This window comes from Sphingopyxis sp. USTB-05 (assembly GCF_023822045.1).
Lineage (GTDB): Bacteria > Pseudomonadota > Alphaproteobacteria > Sphingomonadales > Sphingomonadaceae > Sphingopyxis.
Map to the genome: position 1 here is coordinate 3,370,048 of NZ_CP084712.1, position 25,360 is coordinate 3,395,407.

Genomic DNA, 25,360 nt, shown 5'->3' on the forward strand with positions numbered 1-25,360 from the left:
CTCTCTATATCCTTGTCTTATCAGGCGAGCGCCTGTTCGACAGGCACATAATCGGTTCCGACCGCTTCCGCTACGGCTTCGAACGTCACCTTACCATTCCAAACGTTCAAACCCTGCGCAAGATGCACGTCGCGCTTCAAAGCTTCCTTCCACCCCAGATCGGCGATGCGCAGCGCGTGCGGCAGGGTTACGTTGTTGAGCGCATAGGTGCTGGTGCGCGCGACTGCGCCCGGCATGTTCGCGACCGCATAATGGACGATGCCGTCGACGACGTAGGTCGGGTCGGCGTGCGTCGTCGCGTGGCTCGTCTCGAAGCAGCCACCCTGGTCGATCGCGACGTCGACGAGCACCGAGCCGGGGCGCATCGTGCCGAGCATCTCGCGTGTGACCAGCTTCGGCGCTTCGGCACCCGGGATCAGCACCGCGCCGATGACGAGGTCGGCCTCGGCGACGCATTCAGCCAGGTTCGCGCGATTCGAGAAGCGCGTCTTGGCGCGCGCCTCGAAAAAGGTGCCGACGCGTTCAAGCACTTCGGGATCGCGGTCGAGGATGGTGACATCGGCGCCGAGGCCCGCCGCCATCTGCGCCGCGTTGAAGCCGACGACGCCGCCGCCGATGACGCAGACCTTGCCCGGCGCGACGCCGGGGACGCCGCCGAGCAATACGCCGCGGCCGCCATGCGCCTTTTCGAGCGCGGTCGCGCCGGCCTGAATCGACATGCGACCCGCAACCTGGCTCATCGGCTTCAGGAGCGGCAGGCCTCCGTGCGGGCTGGTGACGGTTTCATAGGCAATGCAGACGGCGCCCGATTTCATCAGGTCGCGCGTCTGGTCGGGATCGGGCGCGAGGTGGAGGTAGGTGTAGAGGATCTGGTCAGGGCGGAGCATCGCGCGCTCGACGGGCTGGGGCTCCTTGACCTTCACGACCATTTCGCAGGTGGCGAAGATTTCTTCGGCGGTCTGAACGATCTCGGCGCCCGCTTCGACATAATAGCGGTCGTGCGCGCCGATCCCCTCGCCCGCGCCGGTCTGGACGAGGACGCGGTGACCGTGAACGACGAGTTCGCGCGCGCTCTCGGGGGTCAGGCCGACGCGATATTCGTGGTTCTTGATTTCCTTGGGGGTGCCGATGATCATGGTCGCTCTCCGAATATTGGGTGTCATCGGCGATCGATTATTGCCGCCGAAAACTTGTCGGCGCTTTTAACAGAAATAGCTCGCGAGGTGCTTGCATATCCTTCGCAGATTCGCGACATAATTGCACGATTTTGGCGTGAAATGGATCGATGGCGCACAATGATTGATCGGATCGACGTGAAGTTGCTCGACTTGCTCCAACGCGGCGGCCCGCGACCGGCGGCCGAACTGGGCGAAGCCGTCGGCCTGTCGGCGTCGGCCTGCCACCGCCGTATCCGCGCATTGGAGGCGGCGGGCATCATCGCCGGCTATACCGCGCGCCTGAATCCCGAAAGCATCGGGCTCGGGCTCGACGTGTTCGTCGACATCAGCCTGACGTCGCAAAGCGAGGAAGCGCTGACCGCGTTCGAGAGCGCGGTGAAGAGCTTCGACGAAATCCTCGAATGCCAGCTTTTGTCGGGGGCGTCGGATTACCGGCTGCGCGTCGCGGCGCGTAACGTTGCCGATTTCGATCGGCTGCACCGTCATTGCCTTTCGCGCCTGCCGGGTGTCGCGGCGATGCACAGCGCCTTTGCGCTGCGCACGATCAAGGCGTTCGAGGGCTATCCCGTGCCGTCCCCATCGACGGGCGCCGAAGGCAAGACGCTAGCCCGGGGTTAACACCGCTTTTACCATTTCCGTCGCATATCCCGTTCACCAGTTTCATGGGACGCATGCGGGCAACAGACCCGCGCGCCTTTTGGGTCGATCAGGGAAGCCAAGATCATGGTGAAGGAAAATCCGATTCACAAGCAGCAGATCGATCCGGTGCCGATGGCCGATCGCTTCCCTTATTATGATCTCGACGGACGCCTTGCCGCCAATGCCACCGAGATACATGGCATCATCGCCGGACGCGAAGAGGCGATCGCGAAAGCCTATTGGGACGCTTTCAACGCGCTGCCCGGCGTCGATCGCAAGGTCGAGGGCGAGCTTCTCGACAGCTATATCCGTGGCAGCGCGCGCCACACCTTTACCAAATATGCCGATGCCGCCGGACAGGAAGTCGCGACGATCGCGTGTCAGAACGCCCATATGGCGCGGCGCGTAAAGCTGCCGCTTGCTTCGGTCCTGTCGTGCATCGCGGAAAGCCAGCGGCTGACGATCGAATATATCGTCGAAGCTTGCATCGGCGAGCCTGAGCGGCTGGCGCGGCTGACGAGCGCGGTGAACCGCCTCGCGCTGCTCGAATTCGATATCATGCAGCGATATGCGAACAAGCTCGACCGCGCGGTCTTTTCGAGCGAGCGGCAGGCGCTCGCGGGCGATTTCGATCGCTCCATCGCCTCGCTGGTGCAGGATACCGACGGGGTGCGCGATCAACTTGCACGGCAGGCGGCTTCGGCCGACCAGGCGGCGAAGGGAATGATCGCGAAGACGAGCGAAGTCGCCGCCGCCTCCGAACAATCGGCGATGGCGATGCGCGAAGCGGCTTCGACCGCCGCCGGGCTGATCCGCGCGATCGAGGACGCACGCAGCGAAGTCGAAGCCTCTGCCAGCGTCGCGACGCGTGCGTCGGAACAGGCGGGCGAAGCCGTCGTCATGTCCGAAACGCTGTCGCACCATGCCGAGTCGATCGAATCGATCTTGGGCCTGATCCGGGAGATCGCGGGCCAGACCAACCTCCTCGCGCTCAACGCCACGATCGAGGCGGCGCGCGCGGGCGAATCGGGTCGCGGCTTTGCGGTCGTCGCGCAGGAGGTGAAAAGCCTCGCCAACGAAACCGCGCGCGCAACCGACGATATCGCGGGCAAGATCACCGCGATCCAGCAGGCGACGCGCGGGTCGGTTTCGGCCAACCAGTCGATCCGGCAGACGATCGTCGAAGTGCAGAATTCGGCGCAGCGCATCCGTGACGCGATGGACGCCCAGGCGCAGACGGTCACCTCGATCACCGCGGCGGTCGACGAAACCGCGCTCGCCGCCGACAGCATGTCGTCGACGATCGCGAGCATCCGCAACGATTCGGGCATGGTCGCGAACGAGATCAGCGTGCTGAGCGAGGAATTCGCCAAAATGGGCGGCCGCCTGCAGCAGCTCGAACGCGCCGCGAGCGAATTCAGCCGCCGCGTGGCTTAACGCCGACAACCCAACCCATATCGTCATCCCGGCGAAGGCCGGGATCTCGCCATCGCCCTTTTACGCACCGGTGTGATTCCGGCCTTCGCCGGAATGACGGATGGTCGGATGCGCCACGACTGCTCGCGCTTGGCAAGGTCCGCCCCGCTGCCTAAGGCGGGCTATGACCACGCACATCCTGATCACCGGCGCGAGCCGCGGTATCGGCGCGGCGATCGCCGAGGCTCTCACCACGGGCGCGACCAAAGTCGTCGCGCTGTCGAGCGCCGATGGCGACCTCACCGACCCGGCGACGCCCGATCGACTGTGGCAGGCGAGCCTCGACCGGTTGGACGGACGGATCGACGTTCTCGTAAACAATGCGGGGATATGCGAGGACAGCCCGCTGGGCGATCCCGACGCCGACTGGCTGGCGAGCTGGAACCGCACGATGCAGGTCAATCTGACCGCGAGTGCGCAGCTCTGCCGTCGTGCGGTGCTGCACTGGCAGGCACGGCAGTCGGCCGGGCGAATCGTCAATATTGCGAGCCGTGCGGCATACCGCGGCGACAGCCCGGCGCACTGGCATTATGCGGCATCAAAATCGGGCATGGTCGCGATGACCAAAACAATCGCGCGCGGATATGCCAAGGACGGCATTCTTGCCTTTGCGATCTGCCCCGGCTTCACGATGACCGGTATGGCCGAGGAATATCTGGCGGGTCGCGGCGGCGAGCAACTGCTTGCCGAAATTCCCCTTGGCCGCGTCGCCATGCCCGACGAAGTCGGCGAGATGGCCCGCTGGTGCGCGCTCGACGCGCCCGCGGCAATGACTGGCGCCGTGCTCGACGTGAACGGCGCGAGCTATGTCCGTTAACCTATGAGCTGGATCGTCTCCCTCCCCTGCACGCGCGCCGAAGCCGAGGCGCTGTCGGGCGAAATCCCCGAACTCGACGCGATGCCCGAGGCTCCCGTCGTGGTAACGCGCGAGATCGACGAAGATGCGGGGCTGTGGCAACTCGACGCCTATATGGACGACAGGCCGGGGGCGTCGCTGCTCAAACTGCTCCAGTCGTTCGTGCCGAGCGCCAAGGGCAAAAAACCCGTCGTCGAAGAATTGCCCGAAGAGGATTGGGTCACGCTGTCGCAGCAAGGGCTCGAGCCCGTGCAGGCGGGACGCTTCTTCGTCCACACAAGCAGCTATGCAGACCGCGTTCCCGCGGGCAGCACGCCGTTCCTGATCGACGCGAGCCAGGCGTTCGGGACGGGCGGACATGACACGACCGCCGGCTGCCTGTCGATGCTCGACCGGCTCGCGCAGGCAGGCGCGAGTCCGCGCAACATTGCCGATATCGGTACCGGCACGGGCCTGCTCGCCTTCGCCGCGATGGCGCTGTGGCCCCGCGCGAAGACGATCGCATCGGACATCGACCCCGCAAGCATTTTCGTGACGCGCGACAATGCTTCGATCAATAATATCCCGCTCGGCAGCGGCGGCGGACGGCTTGCGCTTGCGGTCGCGCCGGGAACCGATCATCCCGCGATCCGCCACTGCGCGCCCTATGATCTGGTTATCGCCAACATTCTCGCCGGGCCGTTGATCACGCTCGCCCCCGATATCGCCGCGGCGACCGCACCCGGCGGCCATGCGATCCTCGCGGGGCTGATCGCGCGGCAGATGGAACCGGTGCTCGCCGCCTATCGCGCGCAGGGCTTTCGCCTTTCAGCGCGCGGCGGCAGCGCCGAATGGCCGTGCCTGCTGCTGGTCAAGCGCCGCCGCTATGGCTGGCGCCGCAAGGAACGCGCGTTCCACCGAGCGAGCCCGTCGGACGCAAGTTTCGGGAGCTGGTAAGAAGCGGCGTCCCAGGCTCCGTTCGCGTCGCGCGAACGGATTTAAGCGGTCTGCTTACTGAGCGCATACTCCTGTGTGCCGCGCGTAATCACCTCATCATCCGGTAAGATATCGGCGATGGGGATCGGCGGCAGCGCGGCGTTTCTCGTATAGAGCGGCGCGAAGTCGGTGTTCACCGTCGTGCCCAGAAGCTGCTCCAGACTGTCGATGACGAAATAATTCTGCTGGAAATCGTCGATCCGATAGTCGGTGCGCATCACGCGCGCGAGGTCGAAACCGATGCGGTTCGGGCTGTCCGAATCGAGCGCGAAGACGCTTTCGGCAAAGGAGGAGACGATGCCCGCGCCATAGATGCGCAGGCCGCCCGCCTCACGGATCAGGCCGAATTCGACGGTATACCAGTAAAGCCGCGCGAGCTGTTTGAGCGCGTCGAATTTCAGGCTGCGCAACCCGCCTTCGCCATAGGCAACCATATAGTCGGCGAACACCGGGTCGGCGAGCATCGGAACATGGCCGAAGACGTCATGGAAAACGTCAGGTTCCTGCAGATAGTCGAGCTGTTCGGGCGTACGAATGAAATTGCCCGCGGGGAAACGCCGGTTCGCGAGATGATCGAAAAACACATCGTCTGGAACGAGACCCGGCACCGCGATCACTTGCCATCCCGTCGCCGCCATCAGCCGCGCGTTGAGTTCGCGATAGTCAGGAATACCCGGCTTTTCGAGGCGCAGAACGTCAATGCCACGCAGAAAGGCGTCAGCGGCGCGGCCGGGCAGCATGTCCGACTGACGCGCGAAGAGGCGGTCCCACATCGCATGTTCGTCGGCGGTAAAGGCATCCCAATTTTGCGAAATCGTCCAGTCGGCCGCAGCACCGGGCGGCGGCGTGTCATGGACATGGGTAAACTGTCTTTCCATCGGCACGCTTCTATCATCAAAATGGTTTCAAGTGAAACTTTATTCGCCAATCGCCACGACCGAAGTTGCAAGCCGGTCGACTTCGGCGCGATCATGGCTGACATAGAGGATCGGCAGTTTGAGTTCGTCGCGAATCCGTTCGATCACCGTCATGATCTCGCTGCGCCGCGCCGCGTCGAGCGACGACAAAGGTTCGTCCATCAGCAAGATTTCGGGCGCCGCGAGCAACGCCCGCCCGATCGCCACGCGCTGCATCTCGCCCCCCGACAGCGTGTGCGGCCAGCGGTCGAGCAGGTCGGCAATACCAAGAAAGCGAACGGCTTCGCCGAGGCTCATCCAGCGGTCGGTGGGATCGACAAGATCATGGCCATAGAGCAGATTGGCGCGGACGCGGCGATGCGGGAACAGACGGCCATCCTGAAACACATAGCCGATGCGCCGCGCCTCGGGCGGCAGATCGACGCCGTCGCCGAACAGCGTGCGGTCGCCGATCCGTATATGACCGCGGTCGGGCTTCAGCAGCCCGGCGACCATGTTGAGAATGCTCGTCTTGCCCGCGCCCGACGGCCCAAACAGCGCGGTCAGCCCCGCCCCTGCGTTGAAGCGCGCGGCGATGATCCGATCGCCGCGCCGCTTTTCGACGTCGATATCAATCGCCATGGTCGCGCTTTCCCGCGTGCGTACGCCGCACCAGCCATTCGGACAGGACCAGCGCGCCGAGCGACAGCGCAACCGAAAGCAGCGCGAGGCGCGTCACCATCGCCTCTCCATCAGGCACCTGCAGCGCTGAATAGATGGCGAGCGGCAAGGTGCGCGTTTCGCCGGGGATGTTCGACACGAAGGTGATCGTCGCGCCGAATTCGCCGATCGAGCGCGCGAAGCCGAGGACGAGCGCGGCGAGGACGCCGGGGAGCGCGAGCGGCAGGCTGATCGTCCAGAAGCTGTGCCAGCGTCCGGCGCCGAGCGTCCGCGCCGCGCCCTCGAGCCGCCGGTCGATGCCCTCGATCGACAGCCGCATCGCACGCACCATCAGCGGCAGCGCCATGATCGCGGCGGCGAGCGCGGCGCCGGTCCAGCGGAACATCAGGCTGACCCCGAACCAGCTTTCGAGCCAGCGCCCGACGGGACCGAACGGACCGAAGGCGATCAGCAGCAGCCAGCCGGTGACGACGGGCGGCAGGACGAGCGGCAGATGCACCAGCGCATCGAGAACGACGCGCCCGGGAAAGCGATAGCGCGCGAGAAGCCAGGCGAGCGCGAAGGCGATCGGCAGCGTGACGAGCACCGCGACGCCGCCGACCTTGAGCGATAGCGCGACGATCCCCCACTCTTCGGGTGAAAGCATCAAACGTGAGCCCTCCCGTCATTGCGAGCGAAGCGAAGCAATCCAGCGCGCGCGTAGACCGCTCTGGATTGCTTCGCTTCGCTCGCAATGACGAGGTTTTTCATTCGTTATGGCGCCGAGAAGCCGTGGCGCGCGAAAATCGCGCGGCCCTGTTTCGAGAGGAGGAATGCCCGGAAGGCGGCGGCGTCCTTGCTCCGCGACGCCTTGAGCAGCGCGACGGGGTAGCGGATCGGCGGATGGCTCGCCGCCGGGAAGGTCCCGACGATCCGCACCGCTTTCGATGCGCGCGCGTCGGTGGCGTAGACGATACCGAGCGGCGCCGCGCCGCGTTCGACGAGCGCCATTGCAGCGCGGACATTTTCGGCGGGAGCGGTTTTGGCCGCGACACTGGGCCAGACGCCGAGCGCGGTGAGCGCGGCTTTCGCATATTTGCCCGCGGGCACCGCGTCGGGATCGGCGATCGCGAGGCGGCCGGTGCCGAGCGCCTTGGCGATCGGGAAGCCGCGCGCGGGGTTCAGCCGCACCTTGCTCGACGCCGGGGCGATCAGCACGAGGCGGTTGCCGAGCAAGGTCGTGCGCGTGCCGACGCGAAGCAGTCCCGCCCGTGCCACGGCGTCCATCCATTCCTCGTCGGCCGACAGGAACAGGTCGGCGGGCGCGCCCGCGATCACCTGCCGCGCCAGCGCCGACGAGGCGGCGAAGGAGAGGATCGGCTTGGCGTGGCCCTTTGCCGCCCAGACATTCGCCGCCTCGGTCAGCGATTCCTGCAGACTCGCCGCCGCGAGCACCACCGGGCCGCGCCCCTGTGCCATCGCTGCTGGAGCGAGCAGCAGAGCAACAAGCGCGACGAGCAGGTGGAGGATGCGGGTCATGCCGCTACTATAGGCGCGGCTGTGCCCTTGCCGCAACGCCAAGCCAGCGCGCGGCGCGCGGAAGACGCGGCAGCACCAGCCGCTCGGCGATCCATAGCAGGATCAGCGAGGCGGCGAGCAAGGGAAGCAGCGCCGCGAGGATGGGGATCAGCGCGGCAACGCCCTTCAGCTTTCCGGGATCGCGCGGCCCCGGCGGCGCGCCGAGCGCATCATCGGGCTTGCGGCGACGCCACATCAGAAAGCCCGAGATCGCGAGCGTGAACAGCGCGAGCGCGGTCGCGACGCCGATGAGCTGGTTGGCAAGGCCGAACAATTGCCCCTCGTGCCAGGCGATGCCGAAACCGACGGCGCGGTCGATCGCATGTTTTTCGGCAAAGCCGCTACGCCCGACTTCGATGCTTGTTTCGGGATCATAGCTGACCTTGCGCACCTGCGGGCGGTTCTGCGTCAGCGTGGTGAGCGTCCAGACATTGCCGTTCGGCGGCCCGAAATCATTGGGCGCGCCGGGCGGCTGGACGATCGCCGGTGCAGGCATCCCCTCACCTCGCGCGCGCAGCACGATATATTGCAGCGACGCCGATGGCGCGGGGCCCGTCGGTGCCGTAGCCGCCATCGCGCTATGGTCGTGCGCCGCGTGCGGATCGGAGCCGCCCTTCCAGTCCTGAACCCCCGACACCCAGCCCATTTCGGAGCGGACAATGCGAAAGCCGCTCGCCCACACGTCGGTCCATGGCAGCGCGGTAAAAAGCAGCACGAGCGCGAGCCCCGAGACCCAGAAGCCCGTGACCGCATGAAGATCGCGCAGCGCCGCGCGGCCGCCGAGCGACAGCCGCGGCCAGACAATCCCCGCCGCACCGCGCCCGCGCGGCCACCAGAGATAGAGGCCGGTGAGGATCATCACGATCGCCCAGCTTGCCGCGAGCTCGACGAGCAGGCGACCGGCACGGCCGATCAGTAACGTGCCATGGATACGCGACAGCCACGCCGAGATGCGCTGATCGGGATCGGCGGCGCCGATCACCCGGCCCTGCGGCGAAATAGCCACGTCGCGCATTGTGCCGCCGGGCAGCGCAACATGGACGACAGCGGCGTCGCCGGGCGCCTCGGGAATCCGGTAGTAATGAAAAGCCGCGCCCGGAAAGGCTGCGAGCGCGGCGGCAACCTGCGCATCGGCATCGACCGCGCCCTGCACCGAAAGCCCGCGCCACTCGCGCTCCTCCCAGCGGTCCACCTGCGGCTTGAACAGATAGGCCGCGCCGGTCAGCGACAGGATGAGGATGAAGGGGATGACGAACAGCCCGGCATAGAAATGCCAGCGCCAGATCGTGCGATAAAGCGGAATCCGGTTGATGTCGGTCATCCCCTGCCTTCCCCTTTAGAACCGCGCCCGGACGCCCGCGGACACCGCGCGGCGCTCGACCGGATAATAGATCGCCGACGCAGGCGTAACGTTGATCGCCGCGCTGATGTCGCCGATCGCTTTCTTGCCGGTGATATTGCGGACGTCGACGAAGGCGTCGATGCCCTGCGCGATCGTTGCGCCGCCGGTGACGCCGATCAGCGCATAGCCGGGGGTTCGAACCTGATTGCGATAATCGGCAAATGGACCATCGGGCACCCATTCGAGGTTCGGCGCGATATGCAGCGCATCGCTGCCGAGCCGCAGCTCGGCGCGATACGCGTGTTTCGGGACGACCGGCAGGCGGTTGTCGCCGAACTGCGCGTCATCGCGGAAGCGGAAGTCGCTGTAGGTATAGACTTGCCGCAAGCGCAGCCAGTTGGTCGGCGCGAGGTCGAGCCCGGCCTCGACACCCTGATGCAGCGTGCGGTCGGCGTTGAAGGTCGCAGCGGGAATATTCGGATTGACCGTGAACTGGAGTAGTTCGCCCTTGAGCGTCGAGCGGTAGAGCGCGAGGTCCCAGCTGGCGAAGCCGAGCTTGCCGCGCGTGCCGATTTCCGCAGTCCACGCGCGCTGCGGACGGATATCCGACACGACGCTGCTGGTCGGCGGGGTTCCGATCGTCTGGAACACTTCGCCAAAGCCCGGGAATTCGGCCGAGCGGCTGTAATTGGCGAATATCTGAATGTCCGCCGACGGTTCGAACAACAGCCCGAATTTGGGCGAGAAGGCATCGAAGTCGATGCGGCCGTCGGTCGCGGGGGTAGTAGAGAAATTCACCTGCCGCTTGCGCCAGCCATCGGCGTAGACGCCTCCGGCAATCAACGACAGCGCGGCGACGGGCCGCACGCGCACTTCGCCATAGAGCGTCGCGGTCTGCGCCTTCTGGTCGGCGTCGAAGGTGAGCGCGCCGCGCCGGCCGCCCGAGTTGACGAACTGGCGCGCATCGGTGCTGCCACGGCGAATCTCACCGCCGAATGTCAGTTCGACCGGGCCGCTGGCGTAATCGGCACGGAAGAAGCTGCCGATATCTACCGATTTCTGGTCGATAAGCTGGAAGATCGGGTGGTGCAGCGACTTGGCGTTGACGAAGCCGCCAACGTCGAGCGTGAGCACGCCCCAGTCGAAGGTCGTGCGGTTCTGGAGGCGCAGCGAATCGATATCGCGCCCCTGGTCGCCGGCAACGGCGCCCGCATTGGCCTTGCGCGGCGTCGTGAGCGCCTCGCCCATCGTCAGTGCGCCGGGGAGTTGCTGCTTGATGTGGTTGATGCTGGCATAAAAGCGCGTGCTGACGACATCGCTCAGCTTCATCCCGACATTGCCCTGAAAGCGCAGGCTGCGCCGCTGGGCATGATCGCGATCGCCGTCCGACCTATCGGCGCTGATCGCACCCCATGCGTCGACGCGGTCGGTTGCGACGCCCGCCGAGACAAGACCGCGCACGCTGTCGAAGCTGCCCACATCGCCGCGCAGATAGACGCCCCCCGCCGTACGCCCCGTCGGCGTCACGCCGTTGATCGCGCCGCCGAGCGTCCCCGATCCGAAGCGCAGCGCATTTGCGCCGCGATAGACCTGAAGATGATCGAAGAAGATCGGTTCGAGTTCCTGGAAATCGCCATTGTCGTCGGCGAGATTGATCGGCACGCCGTCCTGCAGCAACGTCAGCCCGCGCATATGAAAGCCGCGCGACAGCCCCGAGCCGCGGATCGAAATGCGGACTTCCTGACCATAGCGCGGCTGAAGATAGATGCCCGGCGAGAAAGCGAGCGTGTCGCGGAGCGAGACGACCGATTTGTCGGCATAATCCTTGTAGGAGACGACATCGGTGCCGCCGGGAGTTGCGGCCGCGCGTACTTCAGCTGCGTCGGTGGCGGTCGGCGCGGTGACGATGATGGTGGCGTCGGTCTCTTCGGCGTGGGCCGGAGCGGCGACAAGACAGGTTGCAAGCGCCAGCAACGGCGCCGCCCCATGGATACGGGTTTTCATGTATATTCCTTCGCTGAATGCAGTCACGGGCCGCGCCGCGCGAAAGCGCGGGCAGCCGATCGGTCTGGATCAGGCGAAGGCGGGCGGTCCGGTACTCGGCGGCAGCGGCGAGGCGATGCCCGGCGCAAAGCCGAGCGAGCGCACCGCGACCGGCACAGGTTCGGGGGCGATCGGCGCGGCGGCGAGCACCGGCGTGTCGGGCACGATCGGCGCATTGGCGAGCGCGCCCCATGGGCAATGCTGCTGCGGCTCGCCCGCATCGTGGCTGCCAGCCTTTTCGAGCGGAATCGTCATCGTGCCGCCGGGGTTGGCGGGGTCCGAACAGATACGCACGGTGATCGAGCCACCCGCATCGCTTTCGATCATCCAGCCCGGCGCGACAATCACCCGCGCGGCGAGCGCGAGCAGCAGCGGCAGAAGCAGCAGGATGCCGGGACGGCGAAAGGCGGCGAGCAGGCTCACGCTGCGCGCCTTATGGCGCGGCCGTGCGAGTGGCAAGCGGACAAAGCGTCCCACCAATCATCGTCACCCCGGGCTCGACCCGGGGTCCCGCTTCTTTCCGTCGCAGAGCGGGACCCCGGATCAAGTCCGGGGTGACGAAAAGAGTTTGGGGCCATGACTGGCCATCACTCCGCAGGCGTCTCGTCGGTTTTCTTCCCGGTACGCGTCCAGGGATAGAGAAACTGGCCCCAGTAACTGCGCGGAACATCCTCGGGGATGCCGTAATTTTCGGGCCAGCGGTCCTTGGGCAGGTGGAAAGTGCCGAACATCTTGTCGATCCAGGGGAAGTGGATCGCGAAGTTGACGTCGAACGCCTCGCGCTCCAGCCCATGGTGCCAATGGTGGAACCGCGGCGTTGCGATCCAGTGACCGAGGCGGTTGAAATTGCCGCCGACATTGGCGTGGAGCAGCGACGACCAGACATAGACGAAACCGATATAGGCCTGCATCACCGACGGCGCGAAGCCGAGCGTGAACAGCGGCAGCGAGGTAATCGAGCGGAGCAGGATGATCTCGACGAAATGCATCCGCGATCCCGCAAGCCAGTCCATCGATTTCGCGCTGTGGTGGACCGCATGGAAGCCCCAGAGGAAGGGGTAGCGGTGGAAGGTGCGGTGGAACCAATATTGCGCCATGTCTGACGCGACGAGCACGATGAGGAACTGCACAATCCACGGCAGCGAAGCGACCCCGGCGCGGAACGCCTCCCAATTCGACGTATTCTCGTTGATGATCGTCGACGGCGCGAGCGCGAGGAAGCCAAGCACCTGCACGAACATCGTGCTCACGAGATAATAGAAGAGATCCTCGCGCCATTCGGTGCGGAACAGCCGCTGCGTCCGGCGATGCGGGAACGCGCGTTCCAGCGGCGCGAACATGAAGCCGGTGACGAGCAGGTTCACGACGAAGAAGTCGAGTCCGAAGAAAATCCCCCAGTCGCGCGTTTCCTGCGGCTGGACGTTCGCGCCGCCGACGAGAATCGCGGCGAGCCCGATCATGAGCGCAGTTAGGCCGAGCACCTTTCGGGGCCGCAGCAACAGGCTAAGCAAAGACAGGCCATAGCTGATCAGGAGCGTTGCGTGGACCACACCGCGAAAGCCGCCCCAGTGTTTGATGATTTCAAGCTCGGGCGTCGCGAACCAGTCGGGGAACCGCAATGCGATCACCATGCCGAAGCCCGCGATTGCAAACAGCAGCCCGAAAAATCCCGACAGCCAACCGCTGCCGAAACGTCTTACCTCGGTGTGCGATTCGAGATCGCGCATCAGGCTGTTCAGATAATCACGCTTTGCCATGTGGCCCCCTCACAGCATTTTCGCCGCCCCGTCTGTGATGGCGCGCACCGCTTACTATCACGCTAAGCCAAAGTTCGTCATGCCGGTCGAGCGAATATGTGTTCCCCGGCGAAAGCCGGGGCCCAGAGGGCACAGGCCACGCCGCATGGGCCCCGGCTTTCGCCGGGGAACAGGATGAGGATCGTGTCACCGATCAAGTCCGGGATGACGAGGGTCGTCGGATAGATCAACCCGCCGCCGCAACAATCTCAGCCCATTGGGCCTCGTCGATCACGCGGATGCCGAGCGCGCTTGCCTGTTTGAGCTTCGAGCCTGCCCCCGGTCCCGCGACGACCAGATCGGTCTTCGCGCTCACGCTGCCCGCCGCCTTGGCGCCAAGCGCCTCGGCTTGCGCCTTGGCCTCGTCGCGGCTCATCGTCTCGAGCTTGCCGGTGAACACCACCGTCATTCCCGAAACTTCGCTCTCGCGCGTCTCGACGACATAAAGCGGCGGCGACACTTCGGAGAGGAGATCGTTCCAGAGGTCGCGATTGTGCGGTTCGTGGAAGAAATCGGCGAGCGCCTCGGCCACCGCGGGGCCGATGCCGTCGGCGCGCACTTCGAGGATCGATTTGAACGCCTCGACCTTGCGCGTCATATATTTGCCGTCGGACTCACCGTCAGCTTGCGGGTTCGCCTCGATATAGGCGTGCAGTTCGGCTGCCTTTTCGGGAAGCCGCGCAATGTCGCCGAGGCCTTTGAGCAGGTCGCGCGCGGTCACCGCGCCGACATGGCGAATGCCCAGACCAAAGAGCAGCCGCGCCGCGTCGGGCTGCCGCTTCGCCTCGATCGCGGCGAACAGATTGTCGACCGACTTTTCCTTCCACCCCTCGCGCGTCAGGAGGTCGGCGCGGTGCGCCTTCAGGCGGAAGATGTCGGCAGGTCCCTTGTCGAGCCAGCCGAGGTCAAGAAATTCCTGAATGCTCTTTTCGCCCAGTCCCTCGATATCGAGCGCGCCGCGGCTGACGAAATGACGCAGGCGTTCGAATTTCTGCGCGTTGCAGATCAGGCCGCCGGTGCAGCGCACATCGACTTCGCCCTCTTCGGCGACCGCCTCGCTGTTGCAGACGGGGCAATGGTCGGGGAACGCATAGGCAGCGCGATCCTCGTCGCGGGTGAGATTCTCGACGACCTGCGGGATCACGTCGCCCGCGCGTTGAATGACAACGCGGTCGCCGGGGCGCACGCCGAGGCGGCCGATCTCGTCGCGGTTGTGGAGCGTAACGTTCGACACTACGACCCCACCGACGGTTACGGGGACGAGCCGTCCGACGGGGGTGAGTTTGCCGGTACGCCCGACCTGGATGTCGATCGCTTCCAATGTCGTCTGCGCGCGTTCGGCGGGGAATTTATGCGCGATCGCCCAGCGCGGTGCCTTAGCGACGAAACCGAGGCGCTGCTGCCACGCCAAGCTGTCGACCTTGTAGACAACGCCGTCGATGTCATAATCCATGTCGGCGCGGCGTCGCTCGATCTCGGCATAATGCGCGAGGATATCTGCGACGCTTTCGTAACGCACCAGCAGCGGCGATACTGGCGCGCCCCAACGCGCGATCTGCTGCATCACCTCATATTGGGTGTCGGCGGGAAGCGCGCTGACCTCTCCCCAGCCATGCGCGAGGAACCGCAGCGGGCGCGACGCGGTGACGCTGGCATCCTTCTGGCGCAGCGATCCCGCTGCGGCGTTGCGCGGATTGGCAAACTGGCGGACGGCGGCGGGATCGAATTCCTGCTCGCGCTGCGCCGCGAGCGCGCGGCCTTCGTCCATCAGCCGGTCGTTGAGCGCGGTAAAGTCGGCTTTCGACATATAGACTTCGCCGCGGATTTCGAAGACGTCGGGCGCGGCGCCTTTCAGCTCCTCGGGAATGTCGGCGATGTGACGGACATTGGCGGTGACATCCTCGCCCACGCTGCCGTCGCCGCGCGTTGCGGCCTGAACGAGCTTGCCCTTTTCATAGCGCAGCGAGCAGGAAAGACCGTCGATCTTGTCCTCGGCGGTCATCGCGACGACCGCACCGCCGGGAAGATTGAGGAAGCGGCGCACGCGCGCGGCGAATTCCTCGACATCCTCGCCCGAAAAGGCGTTGTCGAGACTCATCATTCGCTGCGCATGCGTGACCTTGGCAAGCGGCGACGCCTCGACCGCGGCGCCGACCGCATTGTTCGGGCTGTCGGCGCGGATCAGCGCCGGGAAGGCGGCTTCGAGTTCGTTATTGCGGCGGACGAGCGCGTCATAGTCGGCGTCCGAAATCTCGGGCGCATCCTCGGCATGATAGCGCTTGCTGTGATAGGCGATTTGCTTCGCCAGCCGCATCAACTCATTGGCGGCGTCGGCCTGCGACATGGATTCTATTTCGGTCATGCACCGGCCTTTGCCACCGGCTTGAATTCGGCGCGAGTACCAAATCCTGCGATTAGCGGGCGACCTTTTTTAATCGCCGCCTGCACGGCGGGCAGTTGCAGCGAGGCGGCGTGCGCCTCCTTGCTATCCCACAGCTCGACGATCCAGATCGCGTCGGCGTTCGCGCTGTCTTCGCCGATCAGATAGGCCGTATTTCCAGGCATCTCGCCGGTCCCTTCGGCGAGGATCGCGACGAGTTCGGCGCGCTTGCCGGGCTGCGCCATCATCTGGCCGAGCAGGCCATATTGCGGATCGGCTTCTTCCATCTTTGCCTCCAGAGCACGGAGTTTCGTGGCGGGGAACAAGGCAGCCGCCATCGCCAGCATTGCGGCGAGATGTTCGCGCCGGTCCATCATTTCGCAATAGCCAGCACATGCACTTCGCGCCGGATCCGGAAACCGAGCGTTTCATAGAGCGCGATCGCGCCCGCATTGTCCGCATAGCTGTGCAGGAAAGGCTGTTCGCCGCGGGCGACCATCTTGCGCATGACGTGACCGATCAGCGCGCGCGCCAGCCCCCGGCCACGGCAATCCTCCCATGTCGCAACGCCGCTGACTTCCGCCATTCCGGGAACCAGGATGCGCTGCCCCGCCATCGCGAGCAGGCGGCCGTTCTCGCGGATTCCAAAGAAGGGACCATAAAGATGCGTCTTGGGACCCCATGGTCCAGGCTTTGCATGCTCGGCGAGCGCCGCCATTTCGGGGGCGTCGTCATCGCCCAGCGCAACGATTTCGGGCTCACCATCGCGCGCCACGGGCGGCGGGCCCTCGGCGATCATCTGCGCGAGCACCGCACGCTTCACTTCGCGCGTGCCGGCCGGTACCGGCCAAGGCTCTCCCTCGACGATCCAGATTTCTCCGTCATCCGGGACGAGTGCAGCAAGCGCGGCGAGAGCTTTGGCGCCGGTATCGGGGGCCGCTCCGAAAACGCCATAGCCGCGATCGATCCGCACCGCGCGTGCATCGCCCTCCGCAAGATGCGCCTGCCGGCCGGTAAGCATGCTCCATACCGGACGGTCGAGCGGGTGCGACGCGGTCATACCGCCGTCTCCAACAGCCTCTCGGCCTGCGCTCGTGCCTCCACGGTCACCTCGGCGCCTGAGAGCATGCGGGCGATTTCCTCGCGGCGGCCCGCTTCGTCGAGTTGGTGCACGCTGGTGCGCGTAACCACGCCTTCGCTCGACTTGGCGATGATGAAATGCGCGGCGCCCTTGGCCGCCACCTGTGGGCTGTGCGTTACGGCAAGAAGCTGCTTGCCCGCTCCGTCTCCCGCTCCCTTGGCCAACCTTGCCAGCCGTTCGCCGATCGCGCTGGCGACTGCGCCGCCGACGCCGCGATCGATTTCGTCAAAGATGATCGTGTCGGCCCCGCCCTCTTCGGCGAGCGCGACTTTCAGCGCGAGGATGAAGCGCGAAAGTTCACCGCCCGAGGCGATCTTGGCGAGCGGCGCGAAGGGCGCGCCGGGGTTGGTAGAGATGAGAAATTCGACGCGGTCCATGCCGTCGGCGCCCCAACGATCGGCGGGAACGCGTTCGACAAGAGTCTGGAAACGCGCCGCATCAAGCTTGAGGGGCACAAGTTCGCCCGCGACCGCGGCGTCGAGCCGGGTTGCTGCCTTAGCGCGCTGGTCGGACAGAGCCGTCGCCGCGTGTGTGTAGGCAGCCGCGCTTTCGGCGACCGCGGCTTCCAGTTTGGCGAGCCCCGCGCTGCCGCCTTCGATCGCATCGAGCCTTGCCGCGAGCGTGCCGGCGAGTTCGGCAAGGGCGTCGGGCTGGACATTATGCTTGCGCGCCATCGCGCGGAGTTCGAACAGCCGTGTTTCCGTCGCCTCTAACCGTTCGGGATCATATTCCATGGCGCGCGCGGCTTCGTGGAGCTTGGCCTCCGCTTCGTCGGCCTCGATGATAGCGCGATCAAGACCGGCGAGTGCTTCGGCGAGCAAGGGATGATCGCCCGCAAGCCGGTCGAGCCGCCGCGCCGCGCCGCGAAGCTGCGCGGGACCGCTGTCGCTACCCTCGAACGCCTCCATGATCGCGCCGAGGTCGCCTGCGACCTTCTCGCCCTTTTGCATCGCAGCGCGTGCTTCGGAGAGTTCGGCATCCTCGCCAGCTTGCGGCGCGAGCGCCTGCAATTCGGCGACGCAATGTTCGAGCCACTCGCGGTCGCGTTCGGCTTCGGAAATAGCCGCGCGCGCGGCGGCGAGGTGGTCCTCGGCGGCGCGCCATGTTGCATGGGCCGCTGCAACGCCGCGGGTATCGGCGCGTGCATAGGCATCGAGCAGCGCGCGGTGCCCTGCGGGGGCGAGCAGGCCCCGGTCGTCGTGCTGACCGTGAATTTCGACGAGATGGCCGCCGACTTCGCGCAGCAGCGCTGCCGAACAAGGCTGATCGTTCAGGAACGCTCGGCTGCCGCCGTCCGCCTTCAGCGTGCGGCGGATCAGCAGCGGCTCCCCAGCCTCCAACGCGATCTCATTCTCGGAGAGCAGCGAAGCGAGCTTCGTTCCCGATGCGGGCGCGGCAAAACTGGCCGTGACCTGCGCCTTGTCGGTACCCTGACGCACGAGCGCGCTATCAGCGCGCGCGCCCAGCGCGAGGCCGAGCGCGTCGAGCAGGATCGACTTGCCCGCCCCGGTCTCGCCAGTCAGCACGCCCAGCCCGGCCTCGAAATCGAGGTCGAGCCGTTCGATCAGAACGATATTGGCGATGGACAAAGCGGTCAGCACAGGGCGTCCTTACCGCAGAACAAAGGCAGAATCTATTCCCGGCGCGATCAGGCGCTCGGCGCGTTCTTCTGCATCAGCTTGTAAGCGCGCTGATACCATTCATTGCCCGGATAGTTGGCGCCGAGCACCGCAGCCGATTTCTTCGCCTCGGCAGGGATGCCGAGCGCGAGATAGGATTCGGTCAAGCGATAGAGCGCCTCGGGCGCGTGGCTGGTCGTCTGATATTTGTCGACGACCTCGCGAAAACGGATCGACGCCGCGAGCCAGTTCGAGCTGCGCTGGTAGAAACGGCCGATTTCCATTTCCTTGCCCGCGAGGTGATCCTGCACCAAGTCCACCTTAAGGCGCGCGTCGGATGCATAGCGGCTGTCGGGGTAGCGGCGGATCACTTCGCCAAGCGCGTTCTGCGCCTGCTGGGTGATTTTCTGGTCGCGGGTCACGTCGCTGATCTGCTCATAATAGCTGAGGCCGATCAGATAATAAGCGTAGGGCGCGTCCTTGTTGCCCGGGTGGATCGCGAGGAAGCGCTGCGCCGCCTCGATCGCCGGGGTATATTCGCGGTCCATATAATAGCTGAACGAGCTCATCAGCTGCGCGCGGCGCGCCCAGGGTGAATAGGGATGCTGACGCTCGACCTCGTCGAACAGCGCTGCAGCCAGTCCGTACTGGCGGCGTTCGAGCCGGTCCTGTGCCGCGCGGTACAGCGTGTTGACGTCACGCGCGACGTAACGCGTGTCTTTCTTCACATTGCCGCCCCCGGCACAGGCCGCCAGCATGGGGGTAATCGCAAGTGCTGCGGCGAGCAGGCGCGGCGACACACGGAAAGCGCGCGCGCGCGAGGAAGAAGGATGAGTCATGCGCGCGGTATAGCCACAGCGCAGATGAACGCAAAATAAATGATGGGGGTCCGGCGCAGCTTTACGGCGCCTTGACGACGCAGCCTTGCGGCGCGCCAGCGGGTGCAGGCACGCGGCGCGCGGTTTTGATTGTCACTTGCGGGTCGAGCATCTGGCCGACCATCACACCTTCGCCCGCCGTCGGGGAGATCGGGGCGTTGAAAATCTGCTCAGCAATGTCGGCGCCCGAGATGATTTCGCCGAACACGGCAAAGCCCGCGCCGTCGCCGCCGGGTGCGTCGCTGTCGAAACCCTTGATGTCGGATAGCAGCAGGAAGAAGTCGCTCGTCGCATCGCCGGGGTTGAGCCGCGCCATCGATAGCGCGCCCTTGCAATTCGTCAGCCCGCTGACCTTCGTCGGCTCATGCGCGATCGGCGGGAAATTCTTGCGCGCGTCGCCGCGATTGCCGGCCTGGATCAGTTGGTTCGCGGGTCCCCAGCTTTTGGTCGAGCGATAGAATTTGAACCCGTCCATCCGTTTTGCATCGACATAGCGCAGGAAATTTCCGGCGGTGATCGGCGCACGCTTGTTTTCGATCCGCACGGTGATCGTGCCGAGATCGGTGACGAGTGCGACATAGGGCCGCGTATCCGCCTCAACTACGGGCGTAACGGGCGCGGGCACCGTCGGGACCGGCGGGGGCAATTGCGTCGCCTGCGGCGGAACGGGGGCGGATTGGGCGGCGAGCGCGAGCGCGGATATAAGCGTGGTCAGCATGACATCGATCATAAACGCAATGCGCCGATCGATGCGAGAGGTTTCAGAGCGATTGGAAAATGCCGAAAGCCCGTTTAGGCATACCGACCGAACGAGCAAAAGAGGAACGTGATGAGCGAAACGCCGAACCGTGACGCCGCGCCGGCGCCTGCCGTGCCCGCACCGGACGCCGCGGCAATCGGAACACGCCTGCTGCGCTATCTACCCCTGATCACGATCGCGCATTTCCTGATCGGCCTGCCCGCGCTGATCGCGTCGCTCGCGCTCGCCTGGTTCGCCTTCGTCCAGGCCGATGCGACGCAAAAGATGCAGACGGGCGGCGTGATGCCCTTTGTCACCTTCGGGACGAGCAACGGGGACGAGGAAGGCAATCAGGATATTGCGCTGACGCTGACGAACAACGGCGTCGGTCCCGCGATCCTCGGTCCGATCGAAATCCGTTATGAAGGCAAGCCGGTAAAAACCCCGATCGATTTGCTCAGGGCATGTTGTACGCAAGCCGAGGCGCGCGCCCTCACCTTTTCCACTTCGCCTTCGACCGGAATCGCCGTGCGGCCCGGCGAGACAATCGAATTCGTCAGCTTTCCACGCACCCCCGCGTCCGAGAAAGTCTGGCAGACCTTCAACAAGGAGCGGTGGAAGCTCAAGGTCCGTGCCTGCTATTGCTCGATCTTCAACGATTGCTGGATCACCGAAGGCATGCAGGGCTTGCCGAAAGCGGTGAACAAATGTCCCGCCGACTGGTCGCTCTATCGCGAGGACGCCGGAAACCGCATCGCCGGGGTCAACGCGCAATAATTCAACCAATCGGTTGACAATAAAATCGGATGGCTCATATTCAACCACATGGTTGAATATGATTCGCACGCTCTCGACACGATCTTCCACGCCCTCGGCGATGCAACGCGCCGCGCGATGTTGGGCGAACTCGCCGCCGGTGAACGGACGGTGGGTGAACTCGCGGAGCCCTTCGCCATGTCGCTCGCCGCGGCATCGAAACATATCAAGGTGCTGGAAAATGCGGGGATGGTCCGCCGCAACGTGCGCGGCCGCACCCATGTCTGCAGTCTCGACCCCGTACCGCTTATGAGCGCCGATCAGTGGATCGGCGTTTACCGCCGCTTCTGGACCGACCGGATCGACACCCTCGAACGACTTTTGCGCGCGGAGGACGCCTCGCCCCCTCCGCCCAAGAAACCCCTCCCCGGGAAAGAAGGAGAAAAGTGATGACGACGATGCTGACCGACGACAATTACGGCGTGCTCACCGAGCCCGCGACGCTGACCATCGAACGCCTGCTTCCTGGCCCGGTCGAGCGCGTCTGGTCGTACCTGACCGATGGCGACCTGCGCCGCCAATGGCTCGCCGCGGGTGCGATGGAGCACATGGTCGGCGCGCCTGTCGAGTTGGTCTGGCGTAACGACGAGTTGACCGACCCGCCAGGCGAACGTCCCGAGGGCTTTGGCGACGAACACCGGATGACGTGCGAAGTCCTCGCGATCGACCCACGACGCCTCCTGTCGATCAGTTGGGGCAACACTGGCGGCGTGACTTTCACGCTCGAAGAAAAGGGCAACGAGGTTTTGCTGACGATCGTCCACAAACGCGTCGAGGATCCCTCGGTTCTGCTCAACGTCAGCGCGGGCTGGCACAGCCACATCGATGTGCTCGAAGCAAAGATGCGCGGAATGGCAGCGACGCCGCACTGGGACAATTTCTCGCAGTTGCGTGGTGTTTACGCCGAGCGCTTGTTCGGCTGATCCCGCCGCTATCGGAAGAGGAAGGGGCTGCACGAGCGGCCCCTTCCTTTTTGTGGAAAAGCCCGCTGCCTGAAGACGCTGTTCGAAGGTAGCTCGAAGCGAACTCGACAAGAATCCCGTTGCGGTCACCTCGGTCGAGAAGCTTCTGCTCGTCTGCGGCGAGGCGGAAAAGCTCTGGCCGAGTTGCCCGATGACCGAGCAGGTCAGGGGAATGGAGCAGTTCGGGGGAGCGGCGGAGGAGAACGCCGCTGCGCGTATCGACAGCTGGCCGAAAATTGTGGCATTCCTGAACGCCGAACTCGAACCGAAACGAATGCCGGATGACGGACGACAATGAAATCTTTCTGCGCGAGGCGATCGCGCTCGCCTATGCCAATGCCGAAAAAGGCGGCCGCCCGTTCGGCGCGGTGATCGTCCGCGACGGTCAGGTCGTCGCGCGCGGTGTGAACGAGATATTGGCGACCGGCGATCCGACTTCGCATGCCGAACTGAACGCGATCCGGCTCGCGAGCCAATCGCTGGGAGCTGACCTCAGCGGCTGCAAGGTTTTCGCCAGCGGCCACCCCTGTCCGATGTGCATGGCGGCAATGCGTCTCGCGGGCATCGCTACGGTAACCTATGCCTATTCGAACGAGGATGGCGCGCCTTACGGGCTCTCGACAGCGGCGATCTATGATGATCTCGCCAGGCCCTTTGCCGAACAGTCGATGGAAATCCGTCACCTGCCGGTCCGCAACGAGAACAAGCCCGACCTCTACGCCGACTGGCGGCAGCGGCAGGGTTGATCGCTGACGCAGCATATTACGGAGGGGTTAGCGACCGATAACGGCCATCATTTTATCATCATCCCGGATCAAGCGCGGGACGACGGAAGTAGGTGACCGAAAGTCCGCTCCCCACCCCATAGCCGTCAAAAAGGGGCCGCCTTTCGGCAGCCCCTCCTCTGTTCCGATAAGCGGAAGACTTAGTCCTTCAGGAAGTCGGGCACGTGACCCTGATCTTCCGGGCCTTCGCTGCGTTCGCGGCGCGGACCGCGGTCACCACCGCCGTCGCGGCGCGGGCCACGATCGCGGTCACGACCACCGCCGCCACGCGGGCCGCGATCGCCACGGTCGCCGCCGTCCCGACGCGGGCCACGATCACCGCGCGGTTCGCGCGGCGGGCGGGTATCTTCGAGTTCTTCGCCGGTTTCCTGGTTCACGACGCGCATCGACAGGCGAACCTTGCCGCGCTGGTCGATCTCGAGGACCTTGACCTTGACTTCCTGGCCTTCGGACAGGACGTCGGCCACCTTCTCGACGCGCTCGTTGGCGATTTCGCTGACGTGGACGAGACCGTCCTTGCCGCCCATGAAATTCACGAACGCACCGAAATCGACCAGGTTGACGACCTTGCCGTCATAGATCTTGCCGACTTCGGCTTCCTCGACGATGCCGCTGATCCACTTGCGCGCCGCTTCGATCTGCGTGAGGTCGCTCGACGAGATCTTGATCAGACCTTCGTCGTCGATGTCGACCTTGGCGCCGGTGGTCGCGACGATCTCGCGGATCACCTTGCCGCCGGTACCGATGACGTCGCGGATCTTCGACTTGTCGATCTGCATCGTCTCGATGCGCGGCGCGTGCGCCGACAATTCGCTGCGGGTTTCGCCGAGCGCCTTGTTCATCTCACCGAGGATGTGCGCGCGACCTTCCTTGGCCTGATTGAGCGCGGCCTCGAAGATCTCGCGCGTGATGCCCGCGATCTTGATGTCCATCTGCATCGTGGTGATGCCTTCGGACGTGCCCGCAACCTTGAAGTCCATGTCGCCAAGATGGTCTTCATCGCCCAGGATGTCCGACAGGATCGCATAGTCCTTGCCTTCGAGGATCAGGCCCATCGCGATGCCCGAGACGGGGCGCTTGATCGGCACGCCGGCGTCCATCATCGCGAGCGAACCGCCGCAAACCGACGCCATCGACGACGAGCCGTTCGACTCGGTGATGTCGCTGGTCAGGCGGATCGTGTAGGGGAATTCGTCCTTCGTCGGCAGCACGGGGTGCAGCGCGCGCCATGCCAGCTTGCCATGACCGACTTCGCGGCGGCCCGGCGCGCCGAAGCGGCCGACTTCACCGACCGAATAGGGCGGGAAGTTATAATGCAGCATGAAGTTCTGGTACGACAGGCCGTTGAGGCCGTCGATCATCTGCTCCGCATCCTTGGTGCCCAGCGTCGCGGTCGCAATCGTCTGGGTCTCGCCACGCGTGAACAGCGCCGAGCCGTGCGCGCGCGGCAGGAAGTGCGTTTCGGCAACGATCGGACGGATCTGCGTCGTCGTGCGGCCGTCGATGCGCTTGCCGTCCTTGAGGATGGCGCCGCGAACGATTTCGGCTTCGAGCTTCTTGGTCAGCTTGATGCCGGCCATAACGTCCTGCGGCGACAGGCCGTCGGCGACGAACGATTCCTTCGCCTTCGCACGCGCTTCGTTGAGCGCGTTCGAGCGGGCCGACTTGTCGGTCAGCTTGTAGGCGGCGGCAATGTCCTTGCCGATCAGCTTCTTCAGCTTGTCCTTGATCGCAGCATTGTCGTCGCCTGCGGCGACTTCCCACGGATCCTTGGCAGCCTGTTCGGCGAGCTTGACGATCGCCTTGACGATTTCCTTGCACGCGTCGTGCGCGAACAGGACGGCGCCGAGCATGATTTCTTCCGACAGCTCATTGGCTTCGGATTCAACCATCATAACGGCGTCATAGGTGGCGGCGACGACGAGATCGAGGTCGCCCTCGGCAACCTGTGCGTCGGTCGGGTTCAGGATATATTCGCCGTCGACATAACCGACGCGCGCGGCGCCGATCGGGCCCATGAAGGGCACGCCCGAGATGGTGAGCGCGGCCGAAGCGGCGACCATCGCGAGGATGTCGGGCTCGTTGTGGCCGTCATAGCTCAGAACCTGAGCGATGGCGTTGATTTCGTTGTAGAAACCTTCGGGGAACAGCGGGCGGATCGGACGGTCGATCAGGCGGCTGACAAGCGTTTCCTTTTCGGTCGCGCCGCGTTCGCGCTTGAAGAAGCCGCCCGGGATGCGGCCGGCGGCCGAATATTTTTCCTGATAGTGGACGGTGAGCGGGAAGAAGTCCTGCCCGTCCTTCACCGACTTCGCGGCGGTCACGGCGCACAGGACGACCGTTTCGCCCAGCGTCGCCATCACGGCGCCGTCGGCCTGGCGGGCAACCTTGCCCGTTTCGAGAGTCAGCGTTTCACCGCCCCACTCGATCGATACTTTTTTCACGTCAAACATGTGGTTTCCTTCGCCCGCCGGGCCCTATGCCGGGCGGGGCCTCTGATTCCGGGCAATCCGGCCCGGGGCGGTGTAGGGCGTCTGTCTGCCCCGATGGCGGTCCCGCCGGATGCGGGAGCGGCCCTGTGGTCCGGCACTTTGCGCGGAG

General features: G+C 65.0%; 25 protein-coding genes. 9 read left to right on the top strand and 16 right to left on the bottom strand.

Annotation, left to right across the window (positions count from 1 at the left end):
* Positions 1-20 precede the first annotated feature (20 nt).
* Complete coding sequence (gene ald, locus KEC45_RS15735; RefSeq protein WP_062176813.1) at positions 21-1,136, bottom strand: alanine dehydrogenase; 1,116 nt, start codon at positions 1,134-1,136, stop codon at positions 21-23.
* 159 nt (positions 1,137-1,295) lie between these two features.
* Between ald and KEC45_RS15740 the strand changes: the two genes are divergently transcribed.
* The 4 genes from KEC45_RS15740 (at position 1,296) to KEC45_RS15755 (ending at position 5,085) form a co-directional block, all read left to right on the top strand.
* Entirely contained in the window at positions 1,296-1,796 is a 501-nt protein-coding gene (locus KEC45_RS15740) for an Lrp/AsnC family transcriptional regulator (RefSeq protein ID WP_193749080.1), read from the top strand.
* A 105-nt stretch (positions 1,797-1,901) separates the two neighbouring features.
* Positions 1,902-3,254, top strand: coding sequence for a methyl-accepting chemotaxis protein (locus tag KEC45_RS15745; RefSeq protein WP_062176810.1), 1,353 nt, complete (start codon positions 1,902-1,904; stop codon positions 3,252-3,254).
* A 163-nt stretch (positions 3,255-3,417) separates the two neighbouring features.
* A complete protein-coding gene (locus KEC45_RS15750; protein WP_252171144.1) occupies positions 3,418-4,110 on the top strand; it encodes an SDR family NAD(P)-dependent oxidoreductase in 693 nt (230 codons plus the stop codon).
* A 3-nt stretch (positions 4,111-4,113) separates the two neighbouring features.
* Positions 4,114-5,085: a 50S ribosomal protein L11 methyltransferase gene (locus KEC45_RS15755; RefSeq protein ID WP_062176802.1), complete on the top strand. Its 972-nt coding sequence runs from the start codon at positions 4,114-4,116 to the stop codon at positions 5,083-5,085.
* 41 nt (positions 5,086-5,126) lie between these two features.
* Here KEC45_RS15755 and phhA read toward each other — a convergent pair whose 3' ends face one another.
* The 14 genes from phhA to KEC45_RS15825 all read right to left on the bottom strand — a co-directional run bounded on the left by phhA (position 5,127) and on the right by KEC45_RS15825 (position 20,175).
* Positions 5,127-6,002, bottom strand: a complete 876-nt coding sequence (gene phhA / locus KEC45_RS15760) for a phenylalanine 4-monooxygenase (RefSeq protein ID WP_062176799.1) — start codon at positions 6,000-6,002, stop codon at positions 5,127-5,129.
* Positions 6,003-6,041: 39 nt separating this feature from the next.
* Complete coding sequence (locus KEC45_RS15765) at positions 6,042-6,662, bottom strand: molybdenum ABC transporter ATP-binding protein (protein WP_062176793.1); 621 nt, start codon at positions 6,660-6,662, stop codon at positions 6,042-6,044.
* Positions 6,652-7,347 (bottom strand): molybdate ABC transporter permease subunit, encoded by a 696-nt coding sequence (modB, locus tag KEC45_RS15770; protein ID WP_083435619.1) that lies wholly within the window; start codon positions 7,345-7,347, stop codon positions 6,652-6,654. The genes KEC45_RS15765 and modB overlap by 11 nt, the downstream gene beginning before the upstream one ends.
* A 107-nt stretch (positions 7,348-7,454) precedes the next feature.
* Positions 7,455-8,219, bottom strand: a complete 765-nt coding sequence (gene modA / locus KEC45_RS15775) for a molybdate ABC transporter substrate-binding protein (protein WP_062176788.1) — start codon at positions 8,217-8,219, stop codon at positions 7,455-7,457.
* Positions 8,220-8,226: 7 nt separating this feature from the next.
* Positions 8,227-9,579: a PepSY domain-containing protein gene (locus KEC45_RS15780; RefSeq protein ID WP_062176786.1), complete on the bottom strand. Its 1,353-nt coding sequence runs from the start codon at positions 9,577-9,579 to the stop codon at positions 8,227-8,229.
* Between the two features lie 15 nt (positions 9,580-9,594).
* Complete coding sequence (locus KEC45_RS15785; RefSeq protein ID WP_062176783.1) at positions 9,595-11,604, bottom strand: TonB-dependent receptor; 2,010 nt, start codon at positions 11,602-11,604, stop codon at positions 9,595-9,597.
* 69 nt (positions 11,605-11,673) lie between these two features.
* Complete coding sequence (locus tag KEC45_RS15790; RefSeq protein WP_152682260.1) at positions 11,674-12,066, bottom strand: DUF2946 family protein; 393 nt, start codon at positions 12,064-12,066, stop codon at positions 11,674-11,676.
* Between the two features lie 164 nt (positions 12,067-12,230).
* The gene (locus tag KEC45_RS15795) at positions 12,231-13,400 is read right to left on the bottom strand and encodes a sterol desaturase family protein (RefSeq protein ID WP_062176777.1); all 1,170 of its coding nucleotides are present in this window, start codon (positions 13,398-13,400) and stop codon (positions 12,231-12,233) included.
* 226 nt (positions 13,401-13,626) lie between these two features.
* Positions 13,627-15,801: an NAD-dependent DNA ligase LigA gene (gene ligA, locus KEC45_RS15800; protein WP_062176774.1), complete on the bottom strand. Its 2,175-nt coding sequence runs from the start codon at positions 15,799-15,801 to the stop codon at positions 13,627-13,629.
* Entirely contained in the window at positions 15,798-16,193 is a 396-nt protein-coding gene (locus KEC45_RS15805; RefSeq protein WP_238586533.1) for a putative quinol monooxygenase, read from the bottom strand. The genes ligA and KEC45_RS15805 overlap by 4 nt, the downstream gene beginning before the upstream one ends.
* On the bottom strand, positions 16,193-16,879 hold the full coding sequence (locus KEC45_RS15810) for a GNAT family N-acetyltransferase (RefSeq protein WP_062176771.1): 687 nt from the start codon (positions 16,877-16,879) through the stop codon (positions 16,193-16,195). Before KEC45_RS15810 ends, KEC45_RS15805 begins: the two co-directional genes overlap by 1 nt.
* Positions 16,876-18,561: a DNA repair protein RecN gene (recN, locus tag KEC45_RS15815; protein ID WP_062176768.1), complete on the bottom strand. Its 1,686-nt coding sequence runs from the start codon at positions 18,559-18,561 to the stop codon at positions 16,876-16,878. The genes KEC45_RS15810 and recN overlap by 4 nt, the downstream gene beginning before the upstream one ends.
* A gap of 47 nt (positions 18,562-18,608) precedes the next feature.
* On the bottom strand, positions 18,609-19,418 hold the full coding sequence (locus tag KEC45_RS15820; protein WP_062176765.1) for an outer membrane protein assembly factor BamD: 810 nt from the start codon (positions 19,416-19,418) through the stop codon (positions 18,609-18,611).
* 61 nt (positions 19,419-19,479) lie between these two features.
* Positions 19,480-20,175 (bottom strand): peptidylprolyl isomerase, encoded by a 696-nt coding sequence (locus KEC45_RS15825; protein ID WP_193749079.1) that lies wholly within the window; start codon positions 20,173-20,175, stop codon positions 19,480-19,482.
* A 111-nt stretch (positions 20,176-20,286) separates the two neighbouring features.
* Between KEC45_RS15825 and KEC45_RS15830 the strand changes: the two genes are divergently transcribed.
* The 5 genes from KEC45_RS15830 to KEC45_RS15850 all read left to right on the top strand — a co-directional run bounded on the left by KEC45_RS15830 (position 20,287) and on the right by KEC45_RS15850 (position 22,720).
* Positions 20,287-20,973: a hypothetical protein gene (locus tag KEC45_RS15830; protein WP_062176759.1), complete on the top strand. Its 687-nt coding sequence runs from the start codon at positions 20,287-20,289 to the stop codon at positions 20,971-20,973.
* A gap of 48 nt (positions 20,974-21,021) precedes the next feature.
* Positions 21,022-21,402 carry a helix-turn-helix transcriptional regulator gene (locus tag KEC45_RS15835; protein WP_062176756.1) on the top strand — a complete coding sequence of 127 codons (381 nt, stop codon included), beginning with the start codon at positions 21,022-21,024 and terminating at the stop codon, positions 21,400-21,402.
* Positions 21,402-21,935, top strand: a complete 534-nt coding sequence (locus tag KEC45_RS15840; RefSeq protein ID WP_062176753.1) for an SRPBCC family protein — start codon at positions 21,402-21,404, stop codon at positions 21,933-21,935. Before KEC45_RS15835 ends, KEC45_RS15840 begins: the two co-directional genes overlap by 1 nt.
* 190 nt (positions 21,936-22,125) lie before the next feature.
* Positions 22,126-22,272: an acyl-CoA thioester hydrolase/BAAT C-terminal domain-containing protein gene (locus tag KEC45_RS15845; protein WP_193749078.1), complete on the top strand. Its 147-nt coding sequence runs from the start codon at positions 22,126-22,128 to the stop codon at positions 22,270-22,272.
* Positions 22,256-22,720 carry a nucleoside deaminase gene (locus KEC45_RS15850; RefSeq protein WP_062176750.1) on the top strand — a complete coding sequence of 155 codons (465 nt, stop codon included), beginning with the start codon at positions 22,256-22,258 and terminating at the stop codon, positions 22,718-22,720. The genes KEC45_RS15845 and KEC45_RS15850 overlap by 17 nt, the downstream gene beginning before the upstream one ends.
* A gap of 179 nt (positions 22,721-22,899) precedes the next feature.
* On the opposite strand, the gene pnp is transcribed toward KEC45_RS15850, so the two are convergent.
* On the bottom strand, positions 22,900-25,212 hold the full coding sequence (pnp, locus tag KEC45_RS15855; RefSeq protein ID WP_062176747.1) for a polyribonucleotide nucleotidyltransferase: 2,313 nt from the start codon (positions 25,210-25,212) through the stop codon (positions 22,900-22,902).
* Positions 25,213-25,360: the final 148 nt, after the last annotated feature.

Bases quoted from the DNA above. Each gene is read 5' to 3' on its own strand.
- ald (WP_062176813.1), bottom strand. From the start codon at position 1,136: ATGATCATCGGCACCCCCAAGGAAATCAAGAACCACGAATATCGCGTC.
- KEC45_RS15740 (WP_193749080.1), top strand. From the start codon at position 1,296: ATGATTGATCGGATCGACGTGAAGTTGCTCGACTTGCTCCAACGCGGC.
- KEC45_RS15745 (WP_062176810.1), top strand. From the start codon at position 1,902: ATGGTGAAGGAAAATCCGATTCACAAGCAGCAGATCGATCCGGTGCCG.
- KEC45_RS15750 (WP_252171144.1), top strand. From the start codon at position 3,418: ATGACCACGCACATCCTGATCACCGGCGCGAGCCGCGGTATCGGCGCG.
- KEC45_RS15755 (WP_062176802.1), top strand. From the start codon at position 4,114: ATGAGCTGGATCGTCTCCCTCCCCTGCACGCGCGCCGAAGCCGAGGCG.
- phhA (WP_062176799.1), bottom strand. From the start codon at position 6,002: ATGGAAAGACAGTTTACCCATGTCCATGACACGCCGCCGCCCGGTGCT.
- KEC45_RS15765 (WP_062176793.1), bottom strand. From the start codon at position 6,662: ATGGCGATTGATATCGACGTCGAAAAGCGGCGCGGCGATCGGATCATC.
- modB (WP_083435619.1), bottom strand. From the start codon at position 7,347: ATGCTTTCACCCGAAGAGTGGGGGATCGTCGCGCTATCGCTCAAGGTC.
- modA (WP_062176788.1), bottom strand. From the start codon at position 8,219: ATGACCCGCATCCTCCACCTGCTCGTCGCGCTTGTTGCTCTGCTGCTC.
- KEC45_RS15780 (WP_062176786.1), bottom strand. From the start codon at position 9,579: ATGACCGACATCAACCGGATTCCGCTTTATCGCACGATCTGGCGCTGG.
- KEC45_RS15785 (WP_062176783.1), bottom strand. From the start codon at position 11,604: ATGAAAACCCGTATCCATGGGGCGGCGCCGTTGCTGGCGCTTGCAACC.
- KEC45_RS15795 (WP_062176777.1), bottom strand. From the start codon at position 13,400: ATGGCAAAGCGTGATTATCTGAACAGCCTGATGCGCGATCTCGAATCG.
- ligA (WP_062176774.1), bottom strand. From the start codon at position 15,801: ATGACCGAAATAGAATCCATGTCGCAGGCCGACGCCGCCAATGAGTTG.
- KEC45_RS15805 (WP_238586533.1), bottom strand. From the start codon at position 16,193: ATGGACCGGCGCGAACATCTCGCCGCAATGCTGGCGATGGCGGCTGCC.
- KEC45_RS15810 (WP_062176771.1), bottom strand. From the start codon at position 16,879: ATGACCGCGTCGCACCCGCTCGACCGTCCGGTATGGAGCATGCTTACC.
- KEC45_RS15820 (WP_062176765.1), bottom strand. From the start codon at position 19,418: ATGACTCATCCTTCTTCCTCGCGCGCGCGCGCTTTCCGTGTGTCGCCG.
- KEC45_RS15825 (WP_193749079.1), bottom strand. From the start codon at position 20,175: ATGCTGACCACGCTTATATCCGCGCTCGCGCTCGCCGCCCAATCCGCC.
- KEC45_RS15830 (WP_062176759.1), top strand. From the start codon at position 20,287: ATGAGCGAAACGCCGAACCGTGACGCCGCGCCGGCGCCTGCCGTGCCC.
- KEC45_RS15835 (WP_062176756.1), top strand. From the start codon at position 21,022: ATGGTTGAATATGATTCGCACGCTCTCGACACGATCTTCCACGCCCTC.
- KEC45_RS15840 (WP_062176753.1), top strand. From the start codon at position 21,402: ATGACGACGATGCTGACCGACGACAATTACGGCGTGCTCACCGAGCCC.
- KEC45_RS15845 (WP_193749078.1), top strand. From the start codon at position 22,126: ATGACCGAGCAGGTCAGGGGAATGGAGCAGTTCGGGGGAGCGGCGGAG.
- KEC45_RS15850 (WP_062176750.1), top strand. From the start codon at position 22,256: ATGACGGACGACAATGAAATCTTTCTGCGCGAGGCGATCGCGCTCGCC.
- pnp (WP_062176747.1), bottom strand. From the start codon at position 25,212: ATGTTTGACGTGAAAAAAGTATCGATCGAGTGGGGCGGTGAAACGCTG.